Origin of the sequence: Pseudomonas neuropathica, from assembly GCF_015461835.1 — a bacterium.
In the GTDB taxonomy this organism is placed as follows: Bacteria; Pseudomonadota; Gammaproteobacteria; order Pseudomonadales; family Pseudomonadaceae; genus Aquipseudomonas; species Aquipseudomonas neuropathica.
Genome location: NZ_JACOPX010000025.1, coordinates 39,652 through 62,207 on the forward strand (window position 1 = coordinate 39,652; position 22,556 = coordinate 62,207).

General features: G+C 59.6%; 23 protein-coding genes. All 23 read left to right on the forward strand.

Features of this window, described 5'->3' with window-relative positions; all coding sequences use genetic code 11:
* Positions 1-81 precede the first annotated feature (81 nt).
* Positions 82-1,008, forward strand: coding sequence for a ketoacyl-ACP synthase III (locus tag H8F23_RS27220; RefSeq protein ID WP_007920064.1), 927 nt, complete (start codon positions 82-84; stop codon positions 1,006-1,008).
* An 87-nt stretch (positions 1,009-1,095) separates the two neighbouring features.
* Positions 1,096-2,385, forward strand: a complete 1,290-nt coding sequence (locus H8F23_RS27225) for a motility associated factor glycosyltransferase family protein (protein WP_194936421.1) — start codon at positions 1,096-1,098, stop codon at positions 2,383-2,385.
* Positions 2,382-2,648 (forward strand): hypothetical protein, encoded by a 267-nt coding sequence (locus H8F23_RS27230; protein ID WP_194936422.1) that lies wholly within the window; start codon positions 2,382-2,384, stop codon positions 2,646-2,648. The genes H8F23_RS27225 and H8F23_RS27230 overlap by 4 nt, the downstream gene beginning before the upstream one ends.
* Positions 2,649-2,890: 242 nt before the next feature.
* Entirely contained in the window at positions 2,891-3,742 is an 852-nt protein-coding gene (locus tag H8F23_RS27235; RefSeq protein ID WP_007920059.1) for a flagellin domain-containing protein, read from the forward strand.
* 72 nt (positions 3,743-3,814) lie between these two features.
* Positions 3,815-4,174, forward strand: coding sequence for a flagellar protein FlaG (locus H8F23_RS27240; protein WP_093439690.1), 360 nt, complete (start codon positions 3,815-3,817; stop codon positions 4,172-4,174).
* A gap of 82 nt (positions 4,175-4,256) precedes the next feature.
* The gene (fliD, locus tag H8F23_RS27245) at positions 4,257-5,708 is read left to right on the forward strand and encodes a flagellar filament capping protein FliD (RefSeq protein WP_194936423.1); all 1,452 of its coding nucleotides are present in this window, start codon (positions 4,257-4,259) and stop codon (positions 5,706-5,708) included.
* A 129-nt stretch (positions 5,709-5,837) separates the two neighbouring features.
* On the forward strand, positions 5,838-6,236 hold the full coding sequence (gene fliS / locus H8F23_RS27250) for a flagellar export chaperone FliS (RefSeq protein WP_093439698.1): 399 nt from the start codon (positions 5,838-5,840) through the stop codon (positions 6,234-6,236).
* Between the two features lie 11 nt (positions 6,237-6,247).
* On the forward strand, positions 6,248-6,544 hold the full coding sequence (locus tag H8F23_RS27255; RefSeq protein WP_095114152.1) for a flagellar protein FliT: 297 nt from the start codon (positions 6,248-6,250) through the stop codon (positions 6,542-6,544).
* A gap of 172 nt (positions 6,545-6,716) precedes the next feature.
* Complete coding sequence (locus H8F23_RS27260) at positions 6,717-8,192, forward strand: sigma-54 dependent transcriptional regulator (RefSeq protein WP_007920053.1); 1,476 nt, start codon at positions 6,717-6,719, stop codon at positions 8,190-8,192.
* A 125-nt stretch (positions 8,193-8,317) separates the two neighbouring features.
* Complete coding sequence (locus tag H8F23_RS27265; RefSeq protein ID WP_177413071.1) at positions 8,318-9,511, forward strand: sensor histidine kinase; 1,194 nt, start codon at positions 8,318-8,320, stop codon at positions 9,509-9,511.
* Between the two features lie 5 nt (positions 9,512-9,516).
* A complete protein-coding gene (locus H8F23_RS27270) occupies positions 9,517-10,908 on the forward strand; it encodes a sigma-54-dependent transcriptional regulator (protein WP_194936424.1) in 1,392 nt (463 codons plus the stop codon).
* Positions 10,909-11,036: 128 nt separating this feature from the next.
* On the forward strand, positions 11,037-11,366 hold the full coding sequence (fliE, locus tag H8F23_RS27275; protein ID WP_123452716.1) for a flagellar hook-basal body complex protein FliE: 330 nt from the start codon (positions 11,037-11,039) through the stop codon (positions 11,364-11,366).
* A gap of 15 nt (positions 11,367-11,381) precedes the next feature.
* Positions 11,382-13,169: a flagellar basal-body MS-ring/collar protein FliF gene (gene fliF / locus H8F23_RS27280; RefSeq protein WP_194936425.1), complete on the forward strand. Its 1,788-nt coding sequence runs from the start codon at positions 11,382-11,384 to the stop codon at positions 13,167-13,169.
* Positions 13,162-14,181 carry a flagellar motor switch protein FliG gene (gene fliG, locus H8F23_RS27285; protein WP_016771079.1) on the forward strand — a complete coding sequence of 340 codons (1,020 nt, stop codon included), beginning with the start codon at positions 13,162-13,164 and terminating at the stop codon, positions 14,179-14,181. Before fliF ends, fliG begins: the two co-directional genes overlap by 8 nt.
* A gap of 4 nt (positions 14,182-14,185) precedes the next feature.
* Positions 14,186-14,992 carry a flagellar assembly protein FliH gene (fliH, locus tag H8F23_RS27290; RefSeq protein WP_194936426.1) on the forward strand — a complete coding sequence of 269 codons (807 nt, stop codon included), beginning with the start codon at positions 14,186-14,188 and terminating at the stop codon, positions 14,990-14,992.
* Positions 14,982-16,340: a flagellar protein export ATPase FliI gene (gene fliI / locus H8F23_RS27295; protein WP_093439720.1), complete on the forward strand. Its 1,359-nt coding sequence runs from the start codon at positions 14,982-14,984 to the stop codon at positions 16,338-16,340. Before fliH ends, fliI begins: the two co-directional genes overlap by 11 nt.
* A 6-nt stretch (positions 16,341-16,346) precedes the next feature.
* Positions 16,347-16,796 (forward strand): flagellar export protein FliJ, encoded by a 450-nt coding sequence (gene fliJ, locus H8F23_RS27300; RefSeq protein WP_093439724.1) that lies wholly within the window; start codon positions 16,347-16,349, stop codon positions 16,794-16,796.
* A gap of 158 nt (positions 16,797-16,954) precedes the next feature.
* Positions 16,955-17,260 carry an STAS domain-containing protein gene (locus tag H8F23_RS27305; RefSeq protein WP_194936427.1) on the forward strand — a complete coding sequence of 102 codons (306 nt, stop codon included), beginning with the start codon at positions 16,955-16,957 and terminating at the stop codon, positions 17,258-17,260.
* Positions 17,261-17,265: 5 nt separating this feature from the next.
* A complete protein-coding gene (locus H8F23_RS27310) occupies positions 17,266-18,969 on the forward strand; it encodes an ATP-binding SpoIIE family protein phosphatase (RefSeq protein ID WP_194936428.1) in 1,704 nt (567 codons plus the stop codon).
* A 31-nt stretch (positions 18,970-19,000) separates the two neighbouring features.
* Positions 19,001-19,348, forward strand: coding sequence for an Hpt domain-containing protein (locus H8F23_RS27315; protein ID WP_194936429.1), 348 nt, complete (start codon positions 19,001-19,003; stop codon positions 19,346-19,348).
* Positions 19,349-19,452: 104 nt separating this feature from the next.
* Positions 19,453-20,823 (forward strand): flagellar hook-length control protein FliK, encoded by a 1,371-nt coding sequence (locus tag H8F23_RS27320; RefSeq protein WP_194936430.1) that lies wholly within the window; start codon positions 19,453-19,455, stop codon positions 20,821-20,823.
* A gap of 217 nt (positions 20,824-21,040) precedes the next feature.
* Positions 21,041-21,544: a flagellar basal body-associated protein FliL gene (fliL, locus tag H8F23_RS27325; protein WP_007920033.1), complete on the forward strand. Its 504-nt coding sequence runs from the start codon at positions 21,041-21,043 to the stop codon at positions 21,542-21,544.
* A gap of 9 nt (positions 21,545-21,553) precedes the next feature.
* Positions 21,554-22,522, forward strand: coding sequence for a flagellar motor switch protein FliM (gene fliM / locus H8F23_RS27330; protein ID WP_003222890.1), 969 nt, complete (start codon positions 21,554-21,556; stop codon positions 22,520-22,522).
* Positions 22,523-22,556 lie beyond the last annotated feature (34 nt).

The following is a 22,556-nucleotide window of genomic DNA, read 5'->3' on the forward strand; positions in this document are numbered from 1 at the left end:
GGCGGCCGTTTTCTGTTTGTCGGCGCCCCTCGAAATCCTTGCGAGCGGTGGTCTTGGGCTGTTTTTTATTGGGAAGCCGTAATGATTGGCATAAAAAGCATTGCGAGCTACGTTCCTGTAGCCGGCGTGGACAATTACGCACAAGGTGCAAAATTCGAGAAGGATGAAGAATTCATCCTTGGCAAGATCGGTTCGGCATTCCTGCCGCGCAAAGACGCTGAACAAGAAACCTCCGACCTGTGCGTGGAAGCGGCCAATGCGCTGTTTGCCAGCAACCCGGATCTGAAACGTGAATCGATCGACGCGTTGATCGTCGTCACCCAGAACGGTGACGAAGAAGGCCTGCCGCACACGGCTGCAATCGTGCAGGACAAACTCGGTCTACCGACCAACGTGGCGGCCTTCGACATTTCCCTGGGCTGCTCCGGTTATGTCTACGGCATCTACGCGATCAAGGGCTTCATGGAAGCCGCCGGCTTGAAGAACGGCCTGCTGATCACCGCTGATCCGTATTCGAAGATTGTCGATCCGGAAGACCGCAACACCACCATGCTGTTTGGCGATGCCGCAACCGCTACGTGGATGGGTGAAGATCCGACCTGGGCGCTGGGCAAGGCCAAGTTCGGCACCGACGGCTCCGGCGCACCGCACTTGAAAGTGACCGATGGCGTGTTCTTCATGAACGGTCGTCAGGTCTTCAACTTTGCGCTGCTCAAAGTCCCGGCACACTTGCACGAACTGCTCGACGATTCCGGTCTGAAAGCCGATGACATCGATGCCTTCTGCATTCACCAGGGCAGTGCGGCGATTGTCGATGCCGTGGCGCGGCGCTTCGAAGGCGAGCCGGAGAAGTTCATCAAGGACATGGTCGAGACCGGCAATACCGTGTCGTCGAGCATTCCGCTGCTACTGGAAAAACACGTCATCGATTCCGATTGGCAGCGTATTGCACTGAGCGGTTTTGGTGTCGGTCTGTCATGGGGCTCGGCGATCATCTATCGCCCTTGAGTCCGAGCAAAAACGGCGGATACAAAAATAGCGTTCAAGGTTAACCTTGAACGCTATTTTTTTGCCTGGAAGGGAGCGCGAGGCGCCATGAGCGAGTTTTTTCAAGCCAATGCCGAGGTGTTGCAACGGCGTTGGCCGGCGCTGTTCGAGCGACTGATGGCGGAAGACAGTGCGGCCGTCCCTGCTCAACTGGTTGAGGGGCTAGGCTCGACGCTGAGTATCAACGGCATCCAGCTCACCAGTCGTCACGATCGCCTCCATGAAGCGCAGATTCAGGCGGCCAGCCTGCCGGACAAGGCGCAATTGCACGTCTATGGCACCGGTCTCGGTGATTTGCCCGGTGTGCTGCTTGAGCGGACGGGATTGCAACGCTTGTACGTGCACATCCTCAATGGCGCGCTGTTTGCGCTGGTGGTGCAACTGCTCGATCAGCGTCAGTGGCTGGAAGACCCGCGGGTCGAGTTGTTTTACGCTGCCGATCATCCGGACTTTTTCACGCCGTTTTTTGCCCTGCCTGCCGAGATGTTGCTGGCCGATGACTACAACGCGAAGATTCGCGATCGGCTGGTCAATGAAGTCCATTTGAGTTTTAACAATCGCGAATTCGACGCGCAGTCGCCGTTCATTCAACAGCGCTTGCAGGACTGCTTGCCGGTGCTGCTTGGTGATGACGATGTGGCGCAGTTGTTTGGTACCTGCACCGATCGCGAGATCTACGTGATCGCTACCGGGCCGACTCTGGAAGGGCACTTTGAACGATTGGCAGCGCTCCGGAATCAGGCTCAGCGCCCGCTGTTCATCTGTGTCGACACGGCGTATCGGCCGTTGATTGAGCACGGGATCGTCCCCGATCTGGTGGTGACCATTGATCAGCGTATCAGCTTCCGTCATTTGCCGTTCGAGGCGTCTGACGGTATCGCGCTGGTGTATTTGCCCATGAGCGATCCCGAAGTTCTGCGGGCCTGGAAGGGCAAGCGCTATGGCGGTTACTCGGCCAGTCCGGTGTACGCCGGGTTGCGTGAACAATATCCGCGCGCACTGCTGCACGTCGGCGGCAGCGTGATCCATCCGGCGGTCGATCTGGCGGTGCAAATGGGCGCGTCTCGCATCACGCTATTTGGCGCCGATTTCGCCTTCCCGATGAACAGGACTCACGCGGGCTGGAGCGATGGCGATCTGGGGCCGGGTGTGAATCAGGCGCGGCACTGGGTGCGCGATGGGCAGGGTCAGCGAGTCAGTACCCAGCTCAACTTCCGCGGTTACCTGTGTGTGCTGGAACGTTACATCGCTGCGCATCCGCACGTTGAGTTCTTCAACAGCAGCAGGGCGGGTGCGCTGATCGCCGGGACGCAATTCAATCAGGAGTTTGTGCAATGACGGCGATGAAAAAGTGCATCGGTGAATGCCGTCAGTGTGCCGGTCTGTTTCGGCTGGGGCGGGATGTCGAGGCAGCGCTGGGCATGGTTGATGTTTTCGAAGATGCACAGCAGTTGCTGCTCTCGGGGTCTGCGGATGTCCAGCAAATGTGGGCGCAGGTGCTCGCGCAAATGCTCGATTGTCAGGAGCGCCAGGACTGGTTGGGGCTGGCTGATTATATGGAGTACGAATTGATCGAGTTGCTGGAAAGTGTTCCGGTCTGAGCAGGCCGACAGCACTGGCCCGCAGGTTTGCGCCGCAGTCGGTTTTATGACGTCATTTTATCGCGGCTGACGTACTGCTAAGTCTTTGTTTTCTCGGGGGTGGCAGGGTGATGGCAAATTTTTTTCAAAAAGCCCTCAAGCAACCTGCAAACCCGACGATAACTATTACGAAGGTTCTCTAGGCCATACCCGGCGGTTGCCAGGGCCGGAAGCCGCAGTACCCAACCAACGAGGAATTCGTCATGGCTTTAACAGTAAACACCAACACCACGTCGTTGAACGTTCAGAAAAACCTGAACCGCGCTTCCGACGCTCTGTCGACTTCGATGCAGCGCCTGTCTTCCGGCCTGAAAATCAACAGCGCTAAAGACGACGCCGCTGGCCTGCAGATCTCGAACCGTATGTCCTCGCAGATCCGTGGTAACACCCAAGCCATCCAGAACGCCAACGACGGTATCTCCGTTGCCCAGACCGCTGAAGGCGCTCTGCAAGCTACTACCGACATCCTGCAGCGTATGCGTGAACTGGCTGTTAAAGCACGTAACGGTACCAACGGCACTGCTGACCAGACCGCTACCAACGCTGAATTCGCTCAGATGTCCGACGAGATCACCCGTATCTCGGCTTCGACCAACCTGAACGGCAAAAACCTGCTGGACGGTTCGGCTGGTACTGTGACCCTGCAAGTGGGCGCAAACACCGGTTCGGCTAACCACATCGACCTGGTACTGAGCTCCAAGTTCGACGCAGTAAGCCTGTCGGTAGGTAGCGGTACTCTGTCCCTGACCGGTGCTACCGTAACTGGCGCTTCGCAGAACATCGACAACGCGATCACCGCGATCGACGCTGCAATCGCTGCCATCGGTGCAACCCGCGCCAGCCTGGGTGCTTCGCAAAACCGTCTGACCAGCACCATCCAGAACTTGCAGAACATCACCGAGAACACCACTGCTGCACAAGGTCGCGTACAAGATACCGACTTCGCCGCAGAGACTGCTAACCTGACCAAGCAGCAAACCCTGCAACAGGCTTCGACCTCTGTTCTGGCTCAAGCCAACCAACTGCCTTCCGCTGTACTGAAGCTGCTTCAGTAATTTCGGAATGAGTTTGAGCGGGGGAGTGCGCTGGTCGCGCTCTCTCGCTTTTTTCGTTAGGAGGTGATGGGCATGGACATGAGCGTAAAGCTTAACGTGTCTTATCCGGCTCCCAAGCCAGCGACACCTGTTGCTGACAAGCCGTCAGAGACGCCAAAAGTTGCCAAGGTCGAAGCGCCGGTCGCTGACAGGAAAAGTCAGGGCACGGATGACGCCAAGCTGAAACTGGCAGTGCAGGAGATCGAGAAGTTCGTTCAATCGATCAAGCGCAATCTGGAGTTCTCGATCGATGAGCATTCCGGGAAGGTCATCGTCAAGGTGATCGCAAGCGAGACGGGTGAGGTCGTACGACAGATTCCCTCCGCAGAAGCCCTCAAGCTGGCAGACAGCCTCGCCAATGCGAGTCACGTATTGTTTGACGCCAAAGTCTGATAGCTGGCATGAATTATGTTTGTCCGTTCTCAAGATGCGTGTAACGGTCAAAAGAATGGCAACAATCTGAAGGGAGATGCACATGGCAAGTCCAATTCTACCGGGTTCCGGACTGGGTTCCGGCCTGGACATCGGCGCGATCGTGACCGCGCTGGTAAACGCCGACAAGTCTGCCAAGCAGACCCAGATCGACACGCAGACGAAAACCAACTCGCTGAAGATTTCCGGTGTTGGTTCGCTGAAAAGTGCGCTGGCCGCGTTCCAGAAGTCGATGACTGACCTGAACAGTGCGTCGAGCCCTGCGTTCGCCGGTTTCACCGCGACGTCGGACACCCCGGCTGTGCTCGGTGCAACGTCGGACAAGACTGCCGTGCCTGGTACCTACAGTGTTGTCGTGAAGAACCTGGCCACCGGCTCTAAAGTAGCCAGCGCCGCCTTTGCCGGCGGTGCCACCAGTGCCATTCCGAGTGGTACTCTGAAAATCACTCAGAATGGCACTGATTACCCTGTCACGATTCCGGCCAATGCCACCTTGCAGTCGACGCGAGACGCGATCAACACCGCGCAGTCGGCCAATGGTATCTCCGCCAACATCGTGACTGACAGCACAGGTGCCTCGCGCCTGGTGCTCAGTTCGAACAAGACCGGCGCGGGCATGGACCTCAAGGTCAGCGGTATCGCGGGTCTGGAAATCGACGGGACTCAGCCAATGGGCAGTTCGCCTGCGGCGGGTGCGTCGGGTGCGGTCGAAGATGTGGCCAAGGATGCAATCCTGACCATCGACGGGCTGACTGTCACCAGCAAGTCCAATACGGTGACCGGTGCAATCAGCGGCATGACGCTGAATCTTGTTACCGCCAGTCCTGTGGACGCGAGTGGTAAGCAAACCGCTGCGACCGTCTCGGTAGCGACCAACACAACAGGCATCCAGACGTCCCTGCAGTCGTTCATCGATTCCTATAACACCCTGAAGAAAACCGTTGACACCCTGTCCAAGGCTACGGCGGACGAGGATGGCAATCTGACGGTGTCTGCGGCGTTCACTGGTGATGCATTGCCGCGTTCGCTGATGGCGGATGTGCGTGCTCAACTGACCGCTCCAGGGGCGGGCGGGCCAGGGCAATTGACCGTGCTGTCGCAGATGGGTGTTCTGACTGACAGCAAAACCGGTTTGCTGACGCTCGACACCGCGGTGTTCAAAAAGCGCATGGAAACCCCGGGCATGGCCGGTCAGGTTCAGCAGTTGTTCAGCGGTACTGACGCCAAAAACGGCTTGTTGTCGCGCATGAATACCGCGCTTGATCCGTATTCGAAAACGGGCGGTCTGCTTGATCAGCGCAGTACCAACCTGACGAGTCGAACCACTGCTCTGCAAAAGCAGCAGACAGCCCTGGATCTTCGCGTCACCAGCCTGACGGCAACGCTGACGGCCAAGTACAACGCCATGGACTTGCTGGTAGGGCAGATGAAGGCTACGGCGAGCAACATCACGTCGTTCTTCAGCTCGCTGAACGCTCAGCAGTCCGCGAAGTAACCGGCGGGCACGACAAAAACCCGGCTACGCTTCATCGGCGTGCGCCGGGTTTTTGTCTTTTGATCTAAAGTTCTGTGATTCGTTGGCGATACACTGGTTATACGAGTCATTGTGGCAATGAGGTAGAACATGAATCCGATGTTAGCCCTTCGGCAGTATCAGAAAGTCGGCGCACACGCTCAGACATCCGAAGCGAGCCCGCACCGTCTGGTGCAAATGTTGATGGAAGGTGGTCTGGCCCGTATTGCTCAGGCCAAAGGCGCCATCGAGCGCAAGGACATTCCTGGCAAATGCACTTCGATCAGCAAGGCGATTGGCATTGTCAGCGGTCTGCGTGAAGGCCTTGATCTGGAAAACAGCGCAGATACTCTGGCTGATCTGGATGGGCTGTATATCTACATGATGAAGCGCCTCGCCGAGGCGAACATCAGCAGCGACCTGCGCATTCTTGATGAGGTTGCCGGCTTGCTGAGCACGGTCAAGGAAGGCTGGGATGCTATTGCCCCTGTGCCTGCTCCGCAGTTTTAAAGGAGATCGTCATGAGTCTTGTATTGCAGCGAATCGCCGATACCCGAGAAGCGTTGGTTACTGCCCTCGCTGAACGCAATTGGGAAGCCATTGGTGAACTGGATCTGGCTTGCCGTTCCTGCATGGAAGACGTCATGGCTGAGGCTGCGCTGGACGAGGTCGCGTTGCGCGACAACCTTGAGGAGTTGCTCCACGTCTACAAGGATCTTCTCGAGGTGGCCATGGGTGAGCGGCAGGCGATAGCCAACGAGATGTCGCAGATCACGCAAGCGCAAAAGGCGGCAAAGGTTTACCATCTGTTTGGTTAATTAACCCCCAGTTAATCCAGACATGTGCGCCATAAATTTGACTGTGCACGGTTTTTTGACTTAACTAGTGGCTGTTTTCAGATTTCAGGCGTCTACAGGCACATGGTGTCCTGCAAGCGTCTCGCTTGCCCCTTATTTTGGGCATTGAGTTGACTAGGGAAGTTGCTATTGCATGTGGCGTGAAACCAAAATTCTGCTGATCGATGACGATAGCGTCCGCCGCCGCGACCTGGCGGTGATTCTAAATTTTCTTGGCGAAGAAAATTTACCCTGCGGCAGCCATGACTGGCAGCAGGCAGTCGGCTCTTTGTCGTCTAGTCGTGAGGTCATTTGCGTACTGATCGGGACCGTTAATGCTCCTGGTGCGCTTTTGGGCTTGCTAAAGACACTCTCAACCTGGGATGAGTTCCTTCCGGTTTTGTTGATGGGCGATAATTCTTCCGTTGACTTGCCTGAAGACCAGCGTCGCCGAGTGCTTTCGACCCTCGAAATGCCACCCAGCTACAGCAAATTGCTCGATTCGCTGCACCGTGCCCAGGTCTATCGCGAGATGTACGACCAGGCTCGCGAGCGCGGTCGTCATCGCGAACCCAACCTGTTCCGCAGCCTTGTCGGGACCAGCCGTGCGATTCAGCACGTGCGCCAGATGATGCAGCAAGTCGCCGACACCGACGCCAGCGTGCTGATTCTCGGTGAGTCCGGCACTGGCAAGGAAGTGGTTGCGCGTAACCTGCATTACCATTCCAAGCGCCGCGACGCGCCGTTCGTGCCGGTCAACTGCGGGGCGATCCCTGCTGAGCTGCTCGAAAGCGAACTGTTCGGCCATGAGAAGGGCGCCTTCACCGGCGCGATCACCAGCCGTGCCGGCCGCTTCGAACTGGCCAATGGCGGTACGCTGTTCCTCGACGAAATCGGCGACATGCCGCTGCCGATGCAGGTCAAATTGCTGCGCGTCCTGCAGGAGCGCACCTTCGAGCGCGTGGGTAGCAACAAGACCCAGAGCGTCGATGTGCGCATCATCGCCGCGACCCACAAGAATCTCGAAAGCATGATCGAGATCGGCACCTTCCGCGAAGACCTTTACTATCGCCTGAACGTGTTCCCGATCGAGATGGCGCCGCTGCGTGAGCGCGTCGAAGACATTCCGTTGCTGATGAACGAACTGATCTCGCGCATGGAGCACGAGAAGCGCGGTTCGATCCGCTTCAACTCGGCAGCGATCATGTCGCTGTGCCGTCACGGCTGGCCGGGCAACGTCCGCGAGCTGGCCAACCTGGTGGAGCGCATGGCGATCATGCATCCGTACGGGGTGATCGGCGTGGTCGAGCTGCCGAAGAAATTCCGCTACGTCGACGACGAAGACGAGCAAATGGTCGACAGCCTGCGCAGCGATCTCGAAGAGCGTGTGGCGATCAACGGCCATACGCCGGACTTCACCGCCAACGCCATGCTGCCGCCGGAAGGCCTGGACCTGAAAGACTACCTCGGTGGTCTGGAGCAAGGCCTGATTCAGCAGGCGCTGGACGATGCCAATGGCATTGTGGCGCGTGCGGCTGAACGCCTGCGTATCCGTCGCACCACCCTGGTGGAGAAGATGCGCAAGTACGGCATGAGCCGGCGCGATGGAGATGAACAGGCGGAGGATTGACGCCTGTTTTTCAACTGCTTCATTTATAAGCAGTTTTTTTTAGGCACGGGTATTGCTACAGCCCTCGCAACGTTCCGTTTAACTGACGGTCAGCCAAGCGAGAAAGCACAATGCCCCACGCCCAGATGTCTACTGCCTCCAGTCCCGAGGGGCAGCCGTCCTCCGTAGAGCAGGCAAGCCGACAGGGCCTGGAGCAGGCATTCGAGCTGTTCAGCCAGATGTCCAGCCAGCTGACGGACTCCTACAGCATGCTTGAAGCGCGGGTGACCGAGCTCAAGGGTGAGCTCGCAGTCGTCAGTGCCCAGCGCATGCAGGAGCTGGCGGAAAAAGAACGCTTGGCCAACCGCCTGCAAAATCTCCTTGATCTGTTGCCCGGTGGCGTCATCGTCATCGACGGTCACGGCATGGTGCGCGAATCTAATCCTGCCGCTATCGAACTGCTCGGCTTGCCGCTTGAAGGCGAGCTGTGGCGCCATGTAATTGCGCGTTGCTTTGCCCCGCGTGAAGACGACGGTCATGAAGTTTCCTTGAAAAATGGTCGACGCCTGTCGATCGCCACCCGTTCGCTGGATGCCGAGCCGGGGCAACTGGTGCTGCTCAATGACCTGACAGAAACCCGTCATCTGCAAGATCAACTGGCACGCCACGAGCGCTTGTCCTCGCTGGGGCGCATGGTCGCCTCGCTGGCCCATCAGATCCGCACGCCGCTATCCGCTGCTTTGCTCTACGCCAGCCATTTGACTGAGCAGCAATTGCCGGTCGCCACCCAGCAGCGTTTCGCCGGGCGCCTGAAAGAGCGCCTGCACGAGCTGGAGCACCAGGTGCGCGACATGCTGGTATTCGCTCGCGGTGAGTTGCCGCTGACCGATCGCCTGACCCCGAATAGCTTGATGCAGGCGCTGCAAGCGGCGGCGCTGACGCATGTCCAGGATCTGCCCATCCGCTGGCAGTGCGACAGTCATGCCGGCGAGCTGCTGTGCAACCGCGACACGCTGGTCGGAGCGCTGCTGAACCTGATCGAAAACGCCATTCAGGCCAGTGTCGGCGACGTCCGCCTGAAAGTGCATTGCTACACCCGTGACAACAACCTGCATCTGAGTATCAGCGACAGTGGCAGCGGCATCGAGCCTGCGGTTCTGGCGCGGCTCGGCGAGCCATTTTTTACCACCAAAGTCACCGGCACCGGCCTCGGCCTGACCGTCGTCAAGGCTGTGGCCCGTGCGCATCAGGGAGAATTGCTGCTGCGTTCGCGGGTCGGGCGCGGCACGTGCGCGCAGGTGATCCTGCCGCTGTTTTCCGCTGTACACGGAGCTGAGTAAAAGACATGGGCATCAAGGTTTTGCTGGTCGAGGATGACCGCTCATTGCGCGAGGCGCTGGCCGATACGTTGTTGCTGGCCGGGCACGATTACCACGCGGTCGGCTGCGCTGAAGACGCGCTGACGGCGGTGGCGCGTGAGGCGTTCAATCTAGTGGTCAGCGACGTCAACATGCCGGGCATGGACGGTCACCAGTTGCTCTCGCTGTTGCGGGCCCGCCAACCGCAATTGCCGGTGTTGCTGATGACGGCGCACGGCGCGGTCGAGCGTGCGGTCGATGCGATGCGCCAGGGCGCGGCCGACTATCTGGTCAAGCCGTTTGAACCCAAGGCCTTGCTGGATCTGGTGGCACGGCATGCGCTAGGCAGTATTGGCACAAGCGACGGCGACGGTCCGGTGGCCGTCGAGCCGGCCAGTGCGCAGTTGCTGGAGCTGGCAGCGCGGGTGGCGCGCAGCGATTCGACAGTGCTGATCTCCGGCGAATCCGGCACCGGTAAAGAAGTGTTGGCGCGCTACATTCACCAGCAATCCCATCGCGCCAGCCAGCCGTTCATTGCGATCAACTGTGCGGCGATCCCGGACAACATGCTCGAAGCCACGTTGTTCGGCCACGAGAAGGGTTCGTTCACTGGCGCCATTGCCGCACAAGCCGGCAAGTTCGAGCAGGCCGACGGTGGCACGCTGTTGCTCGACGAAATCTCCGAAATGCCCCTCGGCCTGCAAGCCAAACTGCTGCGCGTATTGCAGGAGCGCGAGGTCGAGCGCGTCGGGGCACGTAAACCGATTGCCCTGGATATTCGCGTGGTCGCCACCACCAACCGTGATCTGGCGGGCGAAGTGGCGGCGGGGCGTTTCCGTGAAGATCTTTTTTACCGTTTGTCGGTTTTCCCCTTGGCCTGGCGTCCACTTCGCGAACGCACTGCCGATATCCTGCCGCTGGCCGAAAGGTTGCTGGCCAAACACGTCAATAAAATGAAGCACGCGGCGGCGAAACTCTCGCCTGATGCACAAGCTTGCCTGACCGCTTACCCGTGGCCGGGCAATGTGCGTGAGCTGGATAACGCCATTCAGCGTGCGCTGATCTTGCAGCAGGGCGGTTTGATTCAGCCGCAGGATTTCTGTCTGTCGGGTCCCGTGACGTACACCGCGATGCCCGTCGCCGCGCCGGTCTCAGCGCTGCTTCGCGAGGTGGAAATCGAGGCGGATTCGGCCGGTGCACTGGGTGATGACCTGCGGCGCCGGGAGTTTCAGATGATCATCGACACCCTGCGCGCCGAGCGCGGCCGACGTAAAGAAGCGGCGGAAAAGCTCGGTATCAGCCCGCGCACCCTGCGCTACAAGCTGGCGCAAATGCGCGATGCCGGGATGGACGTCGAAGGTTATCTGTTCGCCACCTGACGTCTGGCGCAACGATTTGAAAACGCTTTTCTGAAAGGGGTGCCCATGAGCTGGCACCCTTGTTGCTAATACCTGTGTACCCGCCGAGTGAGTGTCAAAAAATTGCGGGCCGCCCAAGAGAGTAGACCATGAGCCAAGGTATTGAATTTAATCGGTTGATGACAGACATGAAGGCCATGAAGCTGGATGCCATGTCTGCGCCGAAATCGACGACCGCTGTCCCTGAACTGGCGGGCAGCAGCTTTTCCGACATGCTCGGTCAGGCGATCAACAAGGTCAGCGATACCCAGCAGGCGTCGACTCAGTTGGCCAACGCATTCGAAGTGGGCAAGAGCGGCGTCGATCTGACGGACGTGATGATCGCTTCGCAAAAAGCCAGCGTGTCGTTCCAGGCTCTGACCCAGGTGCGCAACAAGCTGGTTCAGGCTTATCAAGACATCATGCAGATGCCGGTTTAAGGACGAGATTGAGTCATGGCAGAAGCAGTCGCCGATAACGTTCCGGCCAAGGCCACCCCGATAGACGGCAAACCGCCGCTGTTCGGCCTGTCCTTCCTGGAAAACCTCTCCGAGATGACCATGCTGCGTCAGGTGGGCCTGTTGGTCGGCCTGGCTGCGAGCGTGGCGATTGGCTTTGCCGTGGTGCTGTGGTCGCAGCAGCCGGATTACCGTCCGTTGTACGGCAGCCTTGCCGGCATGGACGCCAAGCAGGTCATGGACACCTTGGCCACTGCTGACATTCCTTACACCGTCGAACCGAACTCCGGCGCCTTGCTGGTCAAGGCCGATGACCTGTCCCGTGCGCGGATGAAACTCGCCGCTGCTGGTGTCACTCCCAGCGACGGCAACATCGGTTTTGAAATCCTCGACAAGGAACAGGGACTGGGCACCAGTCAGTTCATGGAAGCGACGCGCTACCGTCGTGGCCTCGAAGGTGAACTGGCGCGGACCATCTCCAGCCTGAACAACGTCAAGGGTGCCCGCGTGCACCTGGCGATTCCGAAGAGTTCGGTGTTCGTGCGTGATGAACGCAAGCCAAGTGCTTCGATTCTGGTCGAGTTGTATTCCGGTCGTTCGCTGGAGCCGGGTCAGGTGCTGGCGATCATTAACCTGGTGGCCACCTCCGTTCCTGAATTGAGCAAGTCGCAGATCACCGTCGTCGACCAGAAGGGCAACCTGCTCTCTGATCAGGCGGAGAACTCCGAAATGACCATGGCCGGCAAGCAGTTCGATTACAGCCGCCGCATGGAAAGCATGCTCACCCAGCGCGTGCACAACATTTTGCAGCCGGTATTGGGCAATGATCGCTACAAGGCTGAGGTCTCGGCCGACATCGATTTCAATGCCGTCGAATCGACTGCCGAGCAGTTCAACCCTGATCAACCGGCGTTGCGCAGCGAGCAGTCGGTCAACGAACAACGCACCGCCAGTAATGGCCCGCAAGGTGTGCCGGGTGCCCTGAGCAACCAGCCGCCGTCGCCGGCCTCGGCGCCGCAAACCACCGGTGGCGCCGCCGCGCCGGCCGCTATGGTGCAGCCAGGCCAGCCGTTGGTTGATGCCAACGGTCAGCAGATCATGGACCCGGCCACCGGCCAGCCGATGCTCGCGCCGTACCCGGCAGACAAGCGTCAACAATCGACCAAGAACTTCGAGCTCGACCGTTCCATCAGCCACACCAAACAGCAGCAGGGTCGCCTGAATCGTCTGTCGGTGTCGGTGGTAGTCGACGATCAGGTCAAGGTCAACGCGGCCAACGGCGAAACCACACGCGCGCCGTGGAGCGCCGACGAATTGGCGCGCTTCACCCGTCTGGTCCAGGACGCCGTCGGTTTCGACGCCAGCCGTGGCGACAGCGTCAGCGTGATCAACATGCCGTTCTCCGCCGAGCGCGGTGAAGTGATTGCCGATATTCCGTTCTACTCCCAGCCATGGTTCTGGGACATCGTCAAACAAGTGCTGGGTGTGTTGTTCATCCTGGTGCTGGTGTTTGGTGTGCTGCGTCCGGTGCTCAACAACATCACCGGCGGCGGCAAAGGCAAGGAGCTGGCCGGTCTGGGCAGCGACGTGGAACTCGGTGGGATGGGCGGCCTGGACGGCGACCTGGCCAACGACCGCGTAAGCCTCGGTGGTCCGCAGAGCATTCTGTTGCCGAGCCCAAGTGAGGGTTATGACGCGCAGCTGAATGCAATCAAGAGTCTGGTGGCCGAGGATCCGGGTCGCGTGGCTCAGGTCGTGAAAGAGTGGATTAACGCAGATGAGTGATAACCGAGCCGCTACCGTCAAACTGACCAAGGTCGACAAAGCCGCGATTCTGCTGCTGTCCCTGGGTTCGACCGACGCCGCACAAGTGCTGCGCCACATGGGCCCGAAAGAGGTTCAGCGTGTCGGCGTGGCTATGGCCCAGATGGGCAACGTCCATCGCGAGCAGGTCGAGCAGGTCATGAGCGAGTTCGTCGATATCGTCGGCGACCAGACCAGCCTCGGCGTCGGTTCCGACGACTACGTGCGCAAAATGCTCACCCAGGCTCTGGGTGAAGACAAGGCCAACGGCCTGATCGACCGCATCCTGCTCGGTGGCAACACCAGTGGCCTCGACAGCCTGAAATGGATGGAGCCGCGCGCCGTTGCCGACGTGATCCGTTACGAACACCCGCAGATTCAGGCGATCGTGGTGGCGTACCTTGACCCGGATCAGGCCGGTGAAGTGCTGGGCAACTTTGACCACAAGGTGCGTCTGGACATCATCCTGCGCGTCTCGTCGTTGAACACCGTACAGCCAGCAGCACTGAAAGAGCTGAACCAGATTCTCGAGAAGCAGTTCTCCGGCAACTCGAATGCCTCGCGCACCACCCTGGGTGGCATCAAGCGTGCGGCCGACATCATGAACTTCCTCGACAGCTCGATCGAAGGCCAGCTCATGGATTCGATCCGCGAAGTCGACGAAGACCTGTCCGGTCAGATCGAAGACCTCATGTTCGTGTTCAACAACCTCGCCGATGTCGACGACCGTGGCATTCAGGCGTTGCTGCGCGAAGTGTCCTCGGACGTGCTGGTGCTGGCCCTCAAGGGGTCGGACGAAGGCGTCAAAGAGAAGATTTTCAAGAACATGTCCAAACGTGCCGCCGAACTGTTGCGCGACGACCTCGAGGCCAAAGGCCCGGTGCGCGTCAGCGACGTCGAAACCGCACAGAAAGAAATCCTCACCATTGCCCGCCGTATGGCCGAAGCCGGCGAGATCGTACTCGGTGGCAAAGGTGGCGAGGAAATGATCTAAGCCCATGGACAAGCACGACGACGATGTGACGGATCTGATCCGTGCCCGCGATGTGCGCGGATTCGAATCCTGGGCCATGCCCAGCTTCGACCCGCCGAAACCGGAACCCGAGCCAGAGCCGGAACCCGAACCGCCGGAAATGGAAGAGGTGCCGCTGGAAGAAGTCCAGCCACTGACCCTGGAAGAACTCGAAAGCATCCGTCAGGAGGCTTACAACGAGGGCTTCGGCATCGGCGAGAAAGAAGGCTTTCACAGCGCCACACTCAAGGTCCGTCAGGAAGCTGAAGTGGCGCTGGCGGCAAAACTTGCCAGCCTTGAGCAGTTGATGGCGAACCTGTTCGAGCCCATCGCCGAGCAAGATACGCAGATTGAAAAGTCGCTGGTCGACCTCGTGCAACACATCACCAGACAGGTGATCAAGCGCGAGCTGGCCATCGATTCCAGCCAGATCGAACACGTCATGCGCGATGCGCTCAAGCTGTTGCCGCTGGGCGTCGACAATGTGCGTCTGTACGTCAATCCGCAGGACTTCGAGCAGGCCAAGGCTTTGCGCGAACGTCATGAGGAAACCTGGCGCATTGTCGAAGACGAAGCGCTGTTGCCGGGTGGCTGCCGGGTTGAAACCGAGCACAGCCGCATCGATGCCAGCATCGAAACCCGCGTCGCTCAGGTCATGGCCAAACTGTTCGATCAGTTGCACGAGCAGGCCTTGCACCCGGCCGAGGCGGATCTGAGTCTGGACATTCCAGAAGATGTAAAACCGGCGGCCACACCTGACGAGCCGCTCGCGGACGAACCCGATGCGCCTTGAACGCACCAGTTTCGCCAAGCGCCTGAGCACTTACGCTGAGGCCACCGAGATTGCCGGCGCGCCGATTCTTGAAGGTCGCCTGCTGCGCATGGTCGGCCTCACCCTCGAAGCCGAAGGCCTGCGCGCCGCCATGGGCACGCGCTGCCTGGTGATCAATGACGACAGCTATCACCCGTCCCAGGTCGAAGCGGAAGTCATGGGGTTTTCCGGCAGCAAAGTTTTTCTGATGCCGGTCGGCAGCGTTGCCGGCATCGCCCCGGGCGCCCGTGTGGTACCACTGGCTGATACCGGTCGCTTGCCGATGGGCATGAGCATGCTCGGTCGCGTCCTCGACGGCGCCGGTCGTGCGCTGGACGGCAAGGGCGGCATGAAGGCCGAAGACTGGGTGCCAATGGACGGCCCGACGATCAACCCGCTCAACCGTGACCCGATCAGCGTACCGCTGGATGTTGGTATCCGTTGCATCAACGGTTTGCTGACGGTCGGTCGCGGCCAGCGTTTGGGTCTGTTCGCCGGTACCGGTGTCGGTAAATCGGTGTTGCTGGGCATGATGACCCGCTTCACCGAGGCCGACATTATCGTCGTTGGCCTGATCGGTGAGCGGGGTCGAGAAGTTAAGGAATTCATCGAGCACATCCTCGGTGAAGAAGGTCTCAAGCGTTCCGTGGTCGTCGCATCCCCTGCGGACGATGCGCCGCTGATGCGTCTGCGCGCCGCCATGTATTGCACGCGAATTGCCGAGTATTTCCGCGACAAGGGCAAGAACGTCCTGCTGCTGATGGATTCGCTGACCCGTTTCGCCCAGGCGCAGCGGGAAATCGCCTTGGCCATCGGCGAACCGCCGGCAACCAAGGGTTATCCGCCGTCGGTGTTCGCCAAATTGCCGAAACTGGTTGAGCGTGCCGGTAATGCGGAGAAGGGCGGTGGTTCGATTACCGCGTTCTATACGGTGTTGTCCGAAGGCGATGACCAGCAGGACCCGATTGCCGACTCGGCGCGAGGCGTACTTGATGGTCACATCGTGCTGTCCCGGCGTCTGGCCGAGGAAGGGCACTATCCGGCCATCGACATCGAGGCGTCGATCAGCCGGGTGATGCCGGCGGTGGTCTCGCCGGAACACATGCAGCGCGCGCAGTACTTCAAACAGTTGTGGTCGCGTTATCAGCAGAGCCGCGATCTGATCAGCGTCGGCGCCTACGTTGCCGGCGGCGACCGCGAGACCGATCTGGCGATTTCCCTGCAACCGCAGTTGGTGCGCTACCAGCGTCAGGGCCTTAACGACAAAATCAACATGGGTGAAAGCCAGGCCTATCTCGAGACCTTGTTCGCCCCTGCGGCGGGCGGGTAACCGGCCATGGCCGTCAGCCGCGCTGCGCGCCTGGCTCCGGTGGTGGACATGGCCGAACAGGCCGAGAAAACCGCCGTGCAACGGCTGGGCTATTTTCAGGGGCAGGTCAAAGTCGCAGAAAGCAAACTCGCCGACCTCAATGCCTTTCGTCTGGATTACTCGCAGCAATGGATCGTGCGCGGCAGTACCGGCGTGAGCGGGCAATGGCTGCTGGGTTTTCAGGGCTTTCTGGCGCAACTCGACACCGCCGTCGACCAGCAGCGCCAGAGCCTGGTCTGGCACCAGAACAAACTCGACAAGGCGCGTGAGGAATGGCAACAGGCGTTCGCCAAGGTCGAAGGTTTGCGCAAATTGGTGCAGCGTTATCGCGAAGAGGCGCAACGCCTCGAAGACAAGCGCGAGCAGAAGTTGCTTGATGAGCTGTCCCAGCGCTTGCCACGGCAGAATCCGTTTTAAAACAAAATCAAAAGATCGCAGCCTTCGGCAGCTCCTACAGAGGATCAGTGTAGGAGCTGCCGAAGGCTGCGATCTTTTGATCTGGCTTCTAACCTTGCCGCAACCCTGTGCAAGTGCTAAACCTTGTACAGGTTCGTCAATGACAAGGAAGCCAGTCAATGTCAGTCGTTACAGATCTTTCTCCGGATGGGCAAAAACTGACGATCTCGGTCAGGGGGCGCTTTGATTTTGGCCGCCATCAGGAATTTCGCGAGTCCTATGAGCGGCTCGACAAGAAACCTGAATCCATTGTGGTGGATTTGAAGGAAGCCACTTACCTCGACAGCTCCGCACTGGGCATGCTGCTCCTGCTGCGGGATCACGCCGGTGGCGATAATTCGGACGTGCGAGTCGTCAACAGCAACTCCGATGTGCGCAAGATCCTCGCCATCTCCAATTTCGACAAACTCTTCGACATCAGTTGACAGCCATGCAGGCGCAAGAGCCGCTGACCATACTGATCGCCGAAGACAGCGCCGCCGATCGCCTGTTGCTGTCGACCATCGTCCGTCGTCAGGGCCATAACGTCTTGACGGCGGCCAACGGTGCCGAAGCGGTCGATCTGTTTCGCCAACAGCAACCTGATCTGGTGCTGATGGACGCGATGATGCCGGTCATGGACGGCTTCGAAGCCGCGCGGCGGATCAAGGCGCTGGCGGGTGAAACCCTGGTGCCGATCATCTTCCTCACCTCGCTGACTGAAAGCGAAGCGCTGGCCCGTTGTCTGGAGGCCGGTGGCGACGACTTTCTGGCGAAGCCTTACAACCAGGTGATCCTTGCCGCCAAAATCAAGGCGATGGATCGCTTGCGCCGCTTGCAGGCAACCGTGCGGCAGCAGCGCGACCTGATCGCCAAACATCATGATTACCTGCTCAACGAACAGCGTGTGGCCAAAGCCGTTTTCGACAAGGTGGCGCATTCCGGCTGCCTGAGTGCGCCTAACGTGCGCTACCTGCAATCGCCCTATGCCTTGTTCAACGGTGACCTGCTGCTGGCGGCCTATACGCCGGCGGGCGACATGCATGTGTTGCTGGGCGATTTCACCGGTCACGGGCTGCCGGCAGCAGTGGGCGCCATGCCGCTCGCCGAAGTCTTCTACGGCATGACCGCCAAGGGCTACGGCCTGGCGGAAACCCTGCGCGAGATGAACGCCAAGCTCAAACGCATCCTGCCGGTGGACATGTTCTGCTGCGCCACGTTGCTGTGCCTGAGTTTTCAGCGGCGTTCGGTCGAAGTGTGGAACGGTGGCATGCCTGACGGTTATCTGCATCGGATTGCCACTGGCGAGCGTGTGCCGCTGGCCGCGCGGCACTTGCCGTTGGGGGTGCTCAGCGCACAGGCGTTCGATGACCGTACGGAAGTGCATCCGATGGCCGCCGGTGATCGGGTGTTCCTGTTGTCCGACGGGGTGATCGACACCAGTGACGCCAGTGATCAACTGTTCGGCGTCGAGCGTTTGCAGCAGGTGTTCGCCGCCAATCGCGAGCCGGATCGCTTGTTCGAGGATATCGAGCAGGCGCTGCGGGATTTTCGTGGCGAGGCGCGCGACGATGTCAGCATGGTCGAGGTCAGCCTGCTGGAGCCGGCGCAGGTCAAACCGTCGGCGCCGGTGTATTCCGACAGCGGCCAGTCGTGCCCGCTCGACTGGTCGGTAAGCTTCGAGTTTCGTGGCGCCACGCTCAAGCGTTTCAATCCGTTGCCGTACCTGTTGCAGTTGCTGCTTGAGGTGCATGGGTTGCGGGCGCAGAGTGGTGCTTTATATAGCGTGCTGGCCGAGTTGTATTCCAATGCACTGGAGCATGGCGTGCTGGGTCTGGACTCCAGCCTCAAGCGCGATGCGGCGGGTTTTGCTCGCTATTATCAGCAGCGCAACGATCGGCTCGAGGCGCTGCAGGATGGCTTTGTCCGTGTGCATCTGCAGGTGCAGCCACAAGGCGAGGGCGGCCGGCTGGTGATTCGCGTTGAGGACAGCGGCAAGGGTTTTGATGTGGCGCGAGTCATGGAAAGGCCGCTGGACGGTATCCGTTTGTCGGGGCGCGGCGTCAGTCTGGTCCGGCAATTGGGGCATAACGCCAGTTGGTCGGACGAAGGTCGTAGTGCCTGCGTGGAGTTTTCCTGGGAGGTTGAGGCATAATTCGCGCAATTCTTGATCAAGGAGTGAACAAGTGACTGACACACATATTGATCGCGAGGCGCTGAGCGTACTGCGCGATGTCATGGAGGATGGTTATCCAGAGCTGCTGGATACCTTTCTGACGGATTCCGAAAGTCGCTTGGTTGATCTGCGAAAAGCGGTGGATGCCAAGGCCTTGTCGGAAGTTGCCCACAGCTTCAAGGGCAGCGCCAGCAACATGGGGGCTGTCCGTTTGGCGGCGCTCTGCCAGGAGCTGGAGTCGGAAGCCAAAAATAAGAGCCCGGCGGAAATAGTCAAACTGGTCGCTCAGATCAGTAGTGAATTTGCTGAAGTTCGCCCGGTTTATGAAAGCGAAAAACATCCTGCTCACACGCACTGATCCCGCCGCCCGGCGCTTTTTACGAGCGCCGGGCAAAACTGGCCCGGCACTTGCAGTCATCTCTGCAACTGTACCTACGATCCCAGTGCAGCGGAGACCGTTTCATGCCTGCGACCCCCAACATCCTTCTTCAGAATGCCGCTCAGGCCAAGGCGCAAGCTGCCTCGGCCAAAACGTCGGCTATGGCCGTAGACACCGGGGATAAAGCCTCAAGCTTCGCTAAAGTGTTCGCCGATCAGGGGTCGAGCAAGCCTGTCGCCACCGCTGACAATTCGCCGAAGTCGGCGCGCGACAAGGTCGCTGACAACAGCGGCAAAAAGGACATCGGCAAAGATCAGTCTGCCGCTGCACAGCCGGCGGTTGCCGATAGCGGCAACGACTTGCCTGCCGACAAAACCGCAGCGACCGATGACAGCACCGCCAGCAGCGACGACAACACAGACACCGCCCAGACGCCAGTGGTAGACGCGGCACCGGTTGATCCGACGCTCGATCCGGCATTGGCAACCGCTGTGCAGTCGGTAGTCACGGCGCCAGTTGTGCAGACTCCGGCGGTCGTCGCGTCTGCCCAGCCTGAAGCCGAAACACCTGCGCTTGCCGCACTGCCGGGTACGGTCAAAGATCCGGCACCGGCCACCGACAGCGATTTCGACCCTTCGGCCGATCCGCTCGACTCGATGCCGGCGGTACGCATGGCGATGGAGCAGGGCGGGCACATTTCCGCCGCCAGCCAGGCGCAACCGAAAGCGTCGCCGGCTCAGGTTCAGGCCGACGGTGAATTGACTTCCGCGCAAACCTTCGCCGCCGGCATGGCCAGCATGCTCGACGTGCAAGCCGACAAGGACAGCACCAGCCAGGGTGGCGACAAAGCGTTCAGCGGCTTGATCGACGATGGCCTCAAAGATCTCAAGACGGCGACCAGCGATACCCGCGTCGACGACTTCGCCAACCGTCTGGCGGCACTGACGCAGGCGGCCACGCCGAAGACTGCGAACGCTGTGCCGGTGAACCAGCCGATCGCCATGCACCAGAGCGGCTGGACTGAAGAAGTGGTCAACCGCGTCATGTATCTGTCGAGCGCCAATCTGAAGGCGGCGGACATTCAGTTGCAGCCGGCGGAACTGGGGCGATTGGACATTCGCGTCAACATGGTTCCGGACCAGCAGACCCAAGTGACCTTTATGAGCGCGCATCCAAGCGTGCGAGAAGCGCTGGACGGCCAGATGCATCGTCTGCGCGAAATGTTCAACCAGCAGGGCATGGGCCAGGTCGACGTCAATGTCTCTGACCAGAGCCGTGGCTGGCAGGGTCAGCAAGGCCAGGAACAGGCGCAGCAGGGCCAGAGTGGTCGCACCAGCGCTGCCGGTGGTCGCCTCGATTCGGCGGATGAAGAATTGGCGCCGGCCGCCATTGCTGAAGCCGCCGCTCAAACCACCAGCGTGATCGGCAGCAGCGCCGTCGACTATTACGCCTGATTAAACGCTGATCCACTCACTGTGGGAGCGAGCCTGCTCGCGAAAGCGATATAACAGTCGGCATCAATGTTGAGTGTTAAACCGTATTCGCGAGCTGGCTCGCTCCCACAATGGTTTTGTGGTGCCCTCCAGATCAATCCTCCGACACTTCTGGCATAACACTTGCTCTTGCCTTGCCGTGCGACTGTGAAAACCCGATTAGTGACGGATTATTGGCATGGCGAAGAGCGAAACAGCAGCAGTGAAAGACCCCGCAACCAAAGGCAAACTCAAGCTGATCATTGTGATCGTGCTGGCTTTGCTGCTGGCCATTGGCGCGTCCGTGGGGGCGACCTGGTTCTTCATGCACAGCGCTCAGAGCAAGCCTGCCGAAGCCGCTGATGCAGCGCCTGTCGGCAAGCAGCCGGCGATTTTCGAGCCGATGGCGCCGGCCTTTGTGGCCAACTACAACCAGAACGGCCGTCAGCGCTACATGCAGGTGAGCATCACCATGCTGGCGCGTAATCAGGCTGATCTGGAAGCGCTCAAAGTGCACATGCCGGTGATCCGCAACAACCTGGTGATGCTCTTCTCCGGTCAGGATTTCGCCACCTTGGCGACCCCGGTCGGCCAGGAGATGTTGCGCCAGAAGGCCACCGCCAGCGTCCAGGAAGTGGCGCAGAAAGAGCTGGGCAAAGTGGTGATCGAACAGTTGCTTTTCACTAATTTCGTACTGCAGTAGGAACACGACATGGCCGTGCAGGATCTGCTGTCCCAGGATGAAATCGACGCGCTGTTGCATGGCGTCGACGATGGTCTGGTACAGACCGATAACGCTGCCGAACCCGGCAGTGTCAAAAGCTACGACCTGACCAGTCAGGACCGCATCGTCCGTGGACGCATGCCGACTCTGGAAATGATCAACGAGCGTTTTGCCCGCTACACCCGCATCAGCATGTTCAACATGCTGCGCCGCTCGGCGGACGTTGCCGTCGGTGGCGTGCAGGTGATGAAGTTCGGCGAATACGTGCACTCGCTGTACGTGCCGACCAGCCTCAACCTGGTCAAGATCAAACCGTTGCGCGGCACCGCGCTGTTCATCCTTGACGCCAAACTGGTGTTCAAACTGGTGGACAACTTCTTCGGCGGCGACGGCCGTCACGCCAAGATCGAAGGGCGTGAATTCACCCCGACCGAACTGCGTGTGGTGCGCATGGTGCTGGAACAGGCTTTCGTCGATTTGAAAGAAGCCTGGCAAGCGATCATGGAAGTCAATTTCGAGTACATCAACTCGGAAGTGAACCCGGCCATGGCCAACATCGTCGGCCCGAGCGAAGCGATTGTGGTCTCCACGTTCCACATCGAACTCGATGGCGGTGGCGGCGACCTGCACGTGACCATGCCGTACTCGATGATCGAGCCGGTGCGCGAAATGCTCGACGCCGGTTTCCAGTCCGACCTCGACGATCAGGACGAGCGCTGGGTCAACGCGCTGCGTCAGGACGTCCTCGATGTCGACGTACCCATCGGCGCCACCGTGGCCCGCCGCCAGTTGAAGCTGCGCGACATCCTGCACATGCAGCCGGGGGATGTGATCCCGGTCGAAATGCCGGAAGACATGATCATGCGCGCCAATGGCGTGCCGGCCTTCAAGGTCAAGATGGGCTCGCACAAAGGCAACCTCGCGTTGCAAGTGATCGAGCCGATCGAGCGTCGCTGAAACGGCGCTCCTACCCCAAGCATTTAACTGAATT

What these genes read in the sequence shown, in the direction of transcription:
- H8F23_RS27220 (WP_007920064.1), top strand. Translation starts at nt 82, where the DNA reads ATGATTGGCATAAAAAGCATTGCGAGCTACGTTCCTGTAGCCGGCGTG.
- H8F23_RS27225 (WP_194936421.1), top strand. Translation starts at nt 1,096, where the DNA reads ATGAGCGAGTTTTTTCAAGCCAATGCCGAGGTGTTGCAACGGCGTTGG.
- H8F23_RS27230 (WP_194936422.1), top strand. Translation starts at nt 2,382, where the DNA reads ATGACGGCGATGAAAAAGTGCATCGGTGAATGCCGTCAGTGTGCCGGT.
- H8F23_RS27235 (WP_007920059.1), top strand. Translation starts at nt 2,891, where the DNA reads ATGGCTTTAACAGTAAACACCAACACCACGTCGTTGAACGTTCAGAAA.
- H8F23_RS27240 (WP_093439690.1), top strand. Translation starts at nt 3,815, where the DNA reads ATGGACATGAGCGTAAAGCTTAACGTGTCTTATCCGGCTCCCAAGCCA.
- fliD (WP_194936423.1), top strand. Translation starts at nt 4,257, where the DNA reads ATGGCAAGTCCAATTCTACCGGGTTCCGGACTGGGTTCCGGCCTGGAC.
- fliS (WP_093439698.1), top strand. Translation starts at nt 5,838, where the DNA reads ATGAATCCGATGTTAGCCCTTCGGCAGTATCAGAAAGTCGGCGCACAC.
- H8F23_RS27255 (WP_095114152.1), top strand. Translation starts at nt 6,248, where the DNA reads ATGAGTCTTGTATTGCAGCGAATCGCCGATACCCGAGAAGCGTTGGTT.
- H8F23_RS27260 (WP_007920053.1), top strand. Translation starts at nt 6,717, where the DNA reads ATGTGGCGTGAAACCAAAATTCTGCTGATCGATGACGATAGCGTCCGC.
- H8F23_RS27265 (WP_177413071.1), top strand. Translation starts at nt 8,318, where the DNA reads ATGTCTACTGCCTCCAGTCCCGAGGGGCAGCCGTCCTCCGTAGAGCAG.
- H8F23_RS27270 (WP_194936424.1), top strand. Translation starts at nt 9,517, where the DNA reads ATGGGCATCAAGGTTTTGCTGGTCGAGGATGACCGCTCATTGCGCGAG.
- fliE (WP_123452716.1), top strand. Translation starts at nt 11,037, where the DNA reads ATGAGCCAAGGTATTGAATTTAATCGGTTGATGACAGACATGAAGGCC.
- fliF (WP_194936425.1), top strand. Translation starts at nt 11,382, where the DNA reads ATGGCAGAAGCAGTCGCCGATAACGTTCCGGCCAAGGCCACCCCGATA.
- fliG (WP_016771079.1), top strand. Translation starts at nt 13,162, where the DNA reads ATGAGTGATAACCGAGCCGCTACCGTCAAACTGACCAAGGTCGACAAA.
- fliH (WP_194936426.1), top strand. Translation starts at nt 14,186, where the DNA reads ATGGACAAGCACGACGACGATGTGACGGATCTGATCCGTGCCCGCGAT.
- fliI (WP_093439720.1), top strand. Translation starts at nt 14,982, where the DNA reads ATGCGCCTTGAACGCACCAGTTTCGCCAAGCGCCTGAGCACTTACGCT.
- fliJ (WP_093439724.1), top strand. Translation starts at nt 16,347, where the DNA reads ATGGCCGTCAGCCGCGCTGCGCGCCTGGCTCCGGTGGTGGACATGGCC.
- H8F23_RS27305 (WP_194936427.1), top strand. Translation starts at nt 16,955, where the DNA reads ATGTCAGTCGTTACAGATCTTTCTCCGGATGGGCAAAAACTGACGATC.
- H8F23_RS27310 (WP_194936428.1), top strand. Translation starts at nt 17,266, where the DNA reads ATGCAGGCGCAAGAGCCGCTGACCATACTGATCGCCGAAGACAGCGCC.
- H8F23_RS27320 (WP_194936430.1), top strand. Translation starts at nt 19,453, where the DNA reads ATGCCTGCGACCCCCAACATCCTTCTTCAGAATGCCGCTCAGGCCAAG.
- fliL (WP_007920033.1), top strand. Translation starts at nt 21,041, where the DNA reads ATGGCGAAGAGCGAAACAGCAGCAGTGAAAGACCCCGCAACCAAAGGC.
- fliM (WP_003222890.1), top strand. Translation starts at nt 21,554, where the DNA reads ATGGCCGTGCAGGATCTGCTGTCCCAGGATGAAATCGACGCGCTGTTG.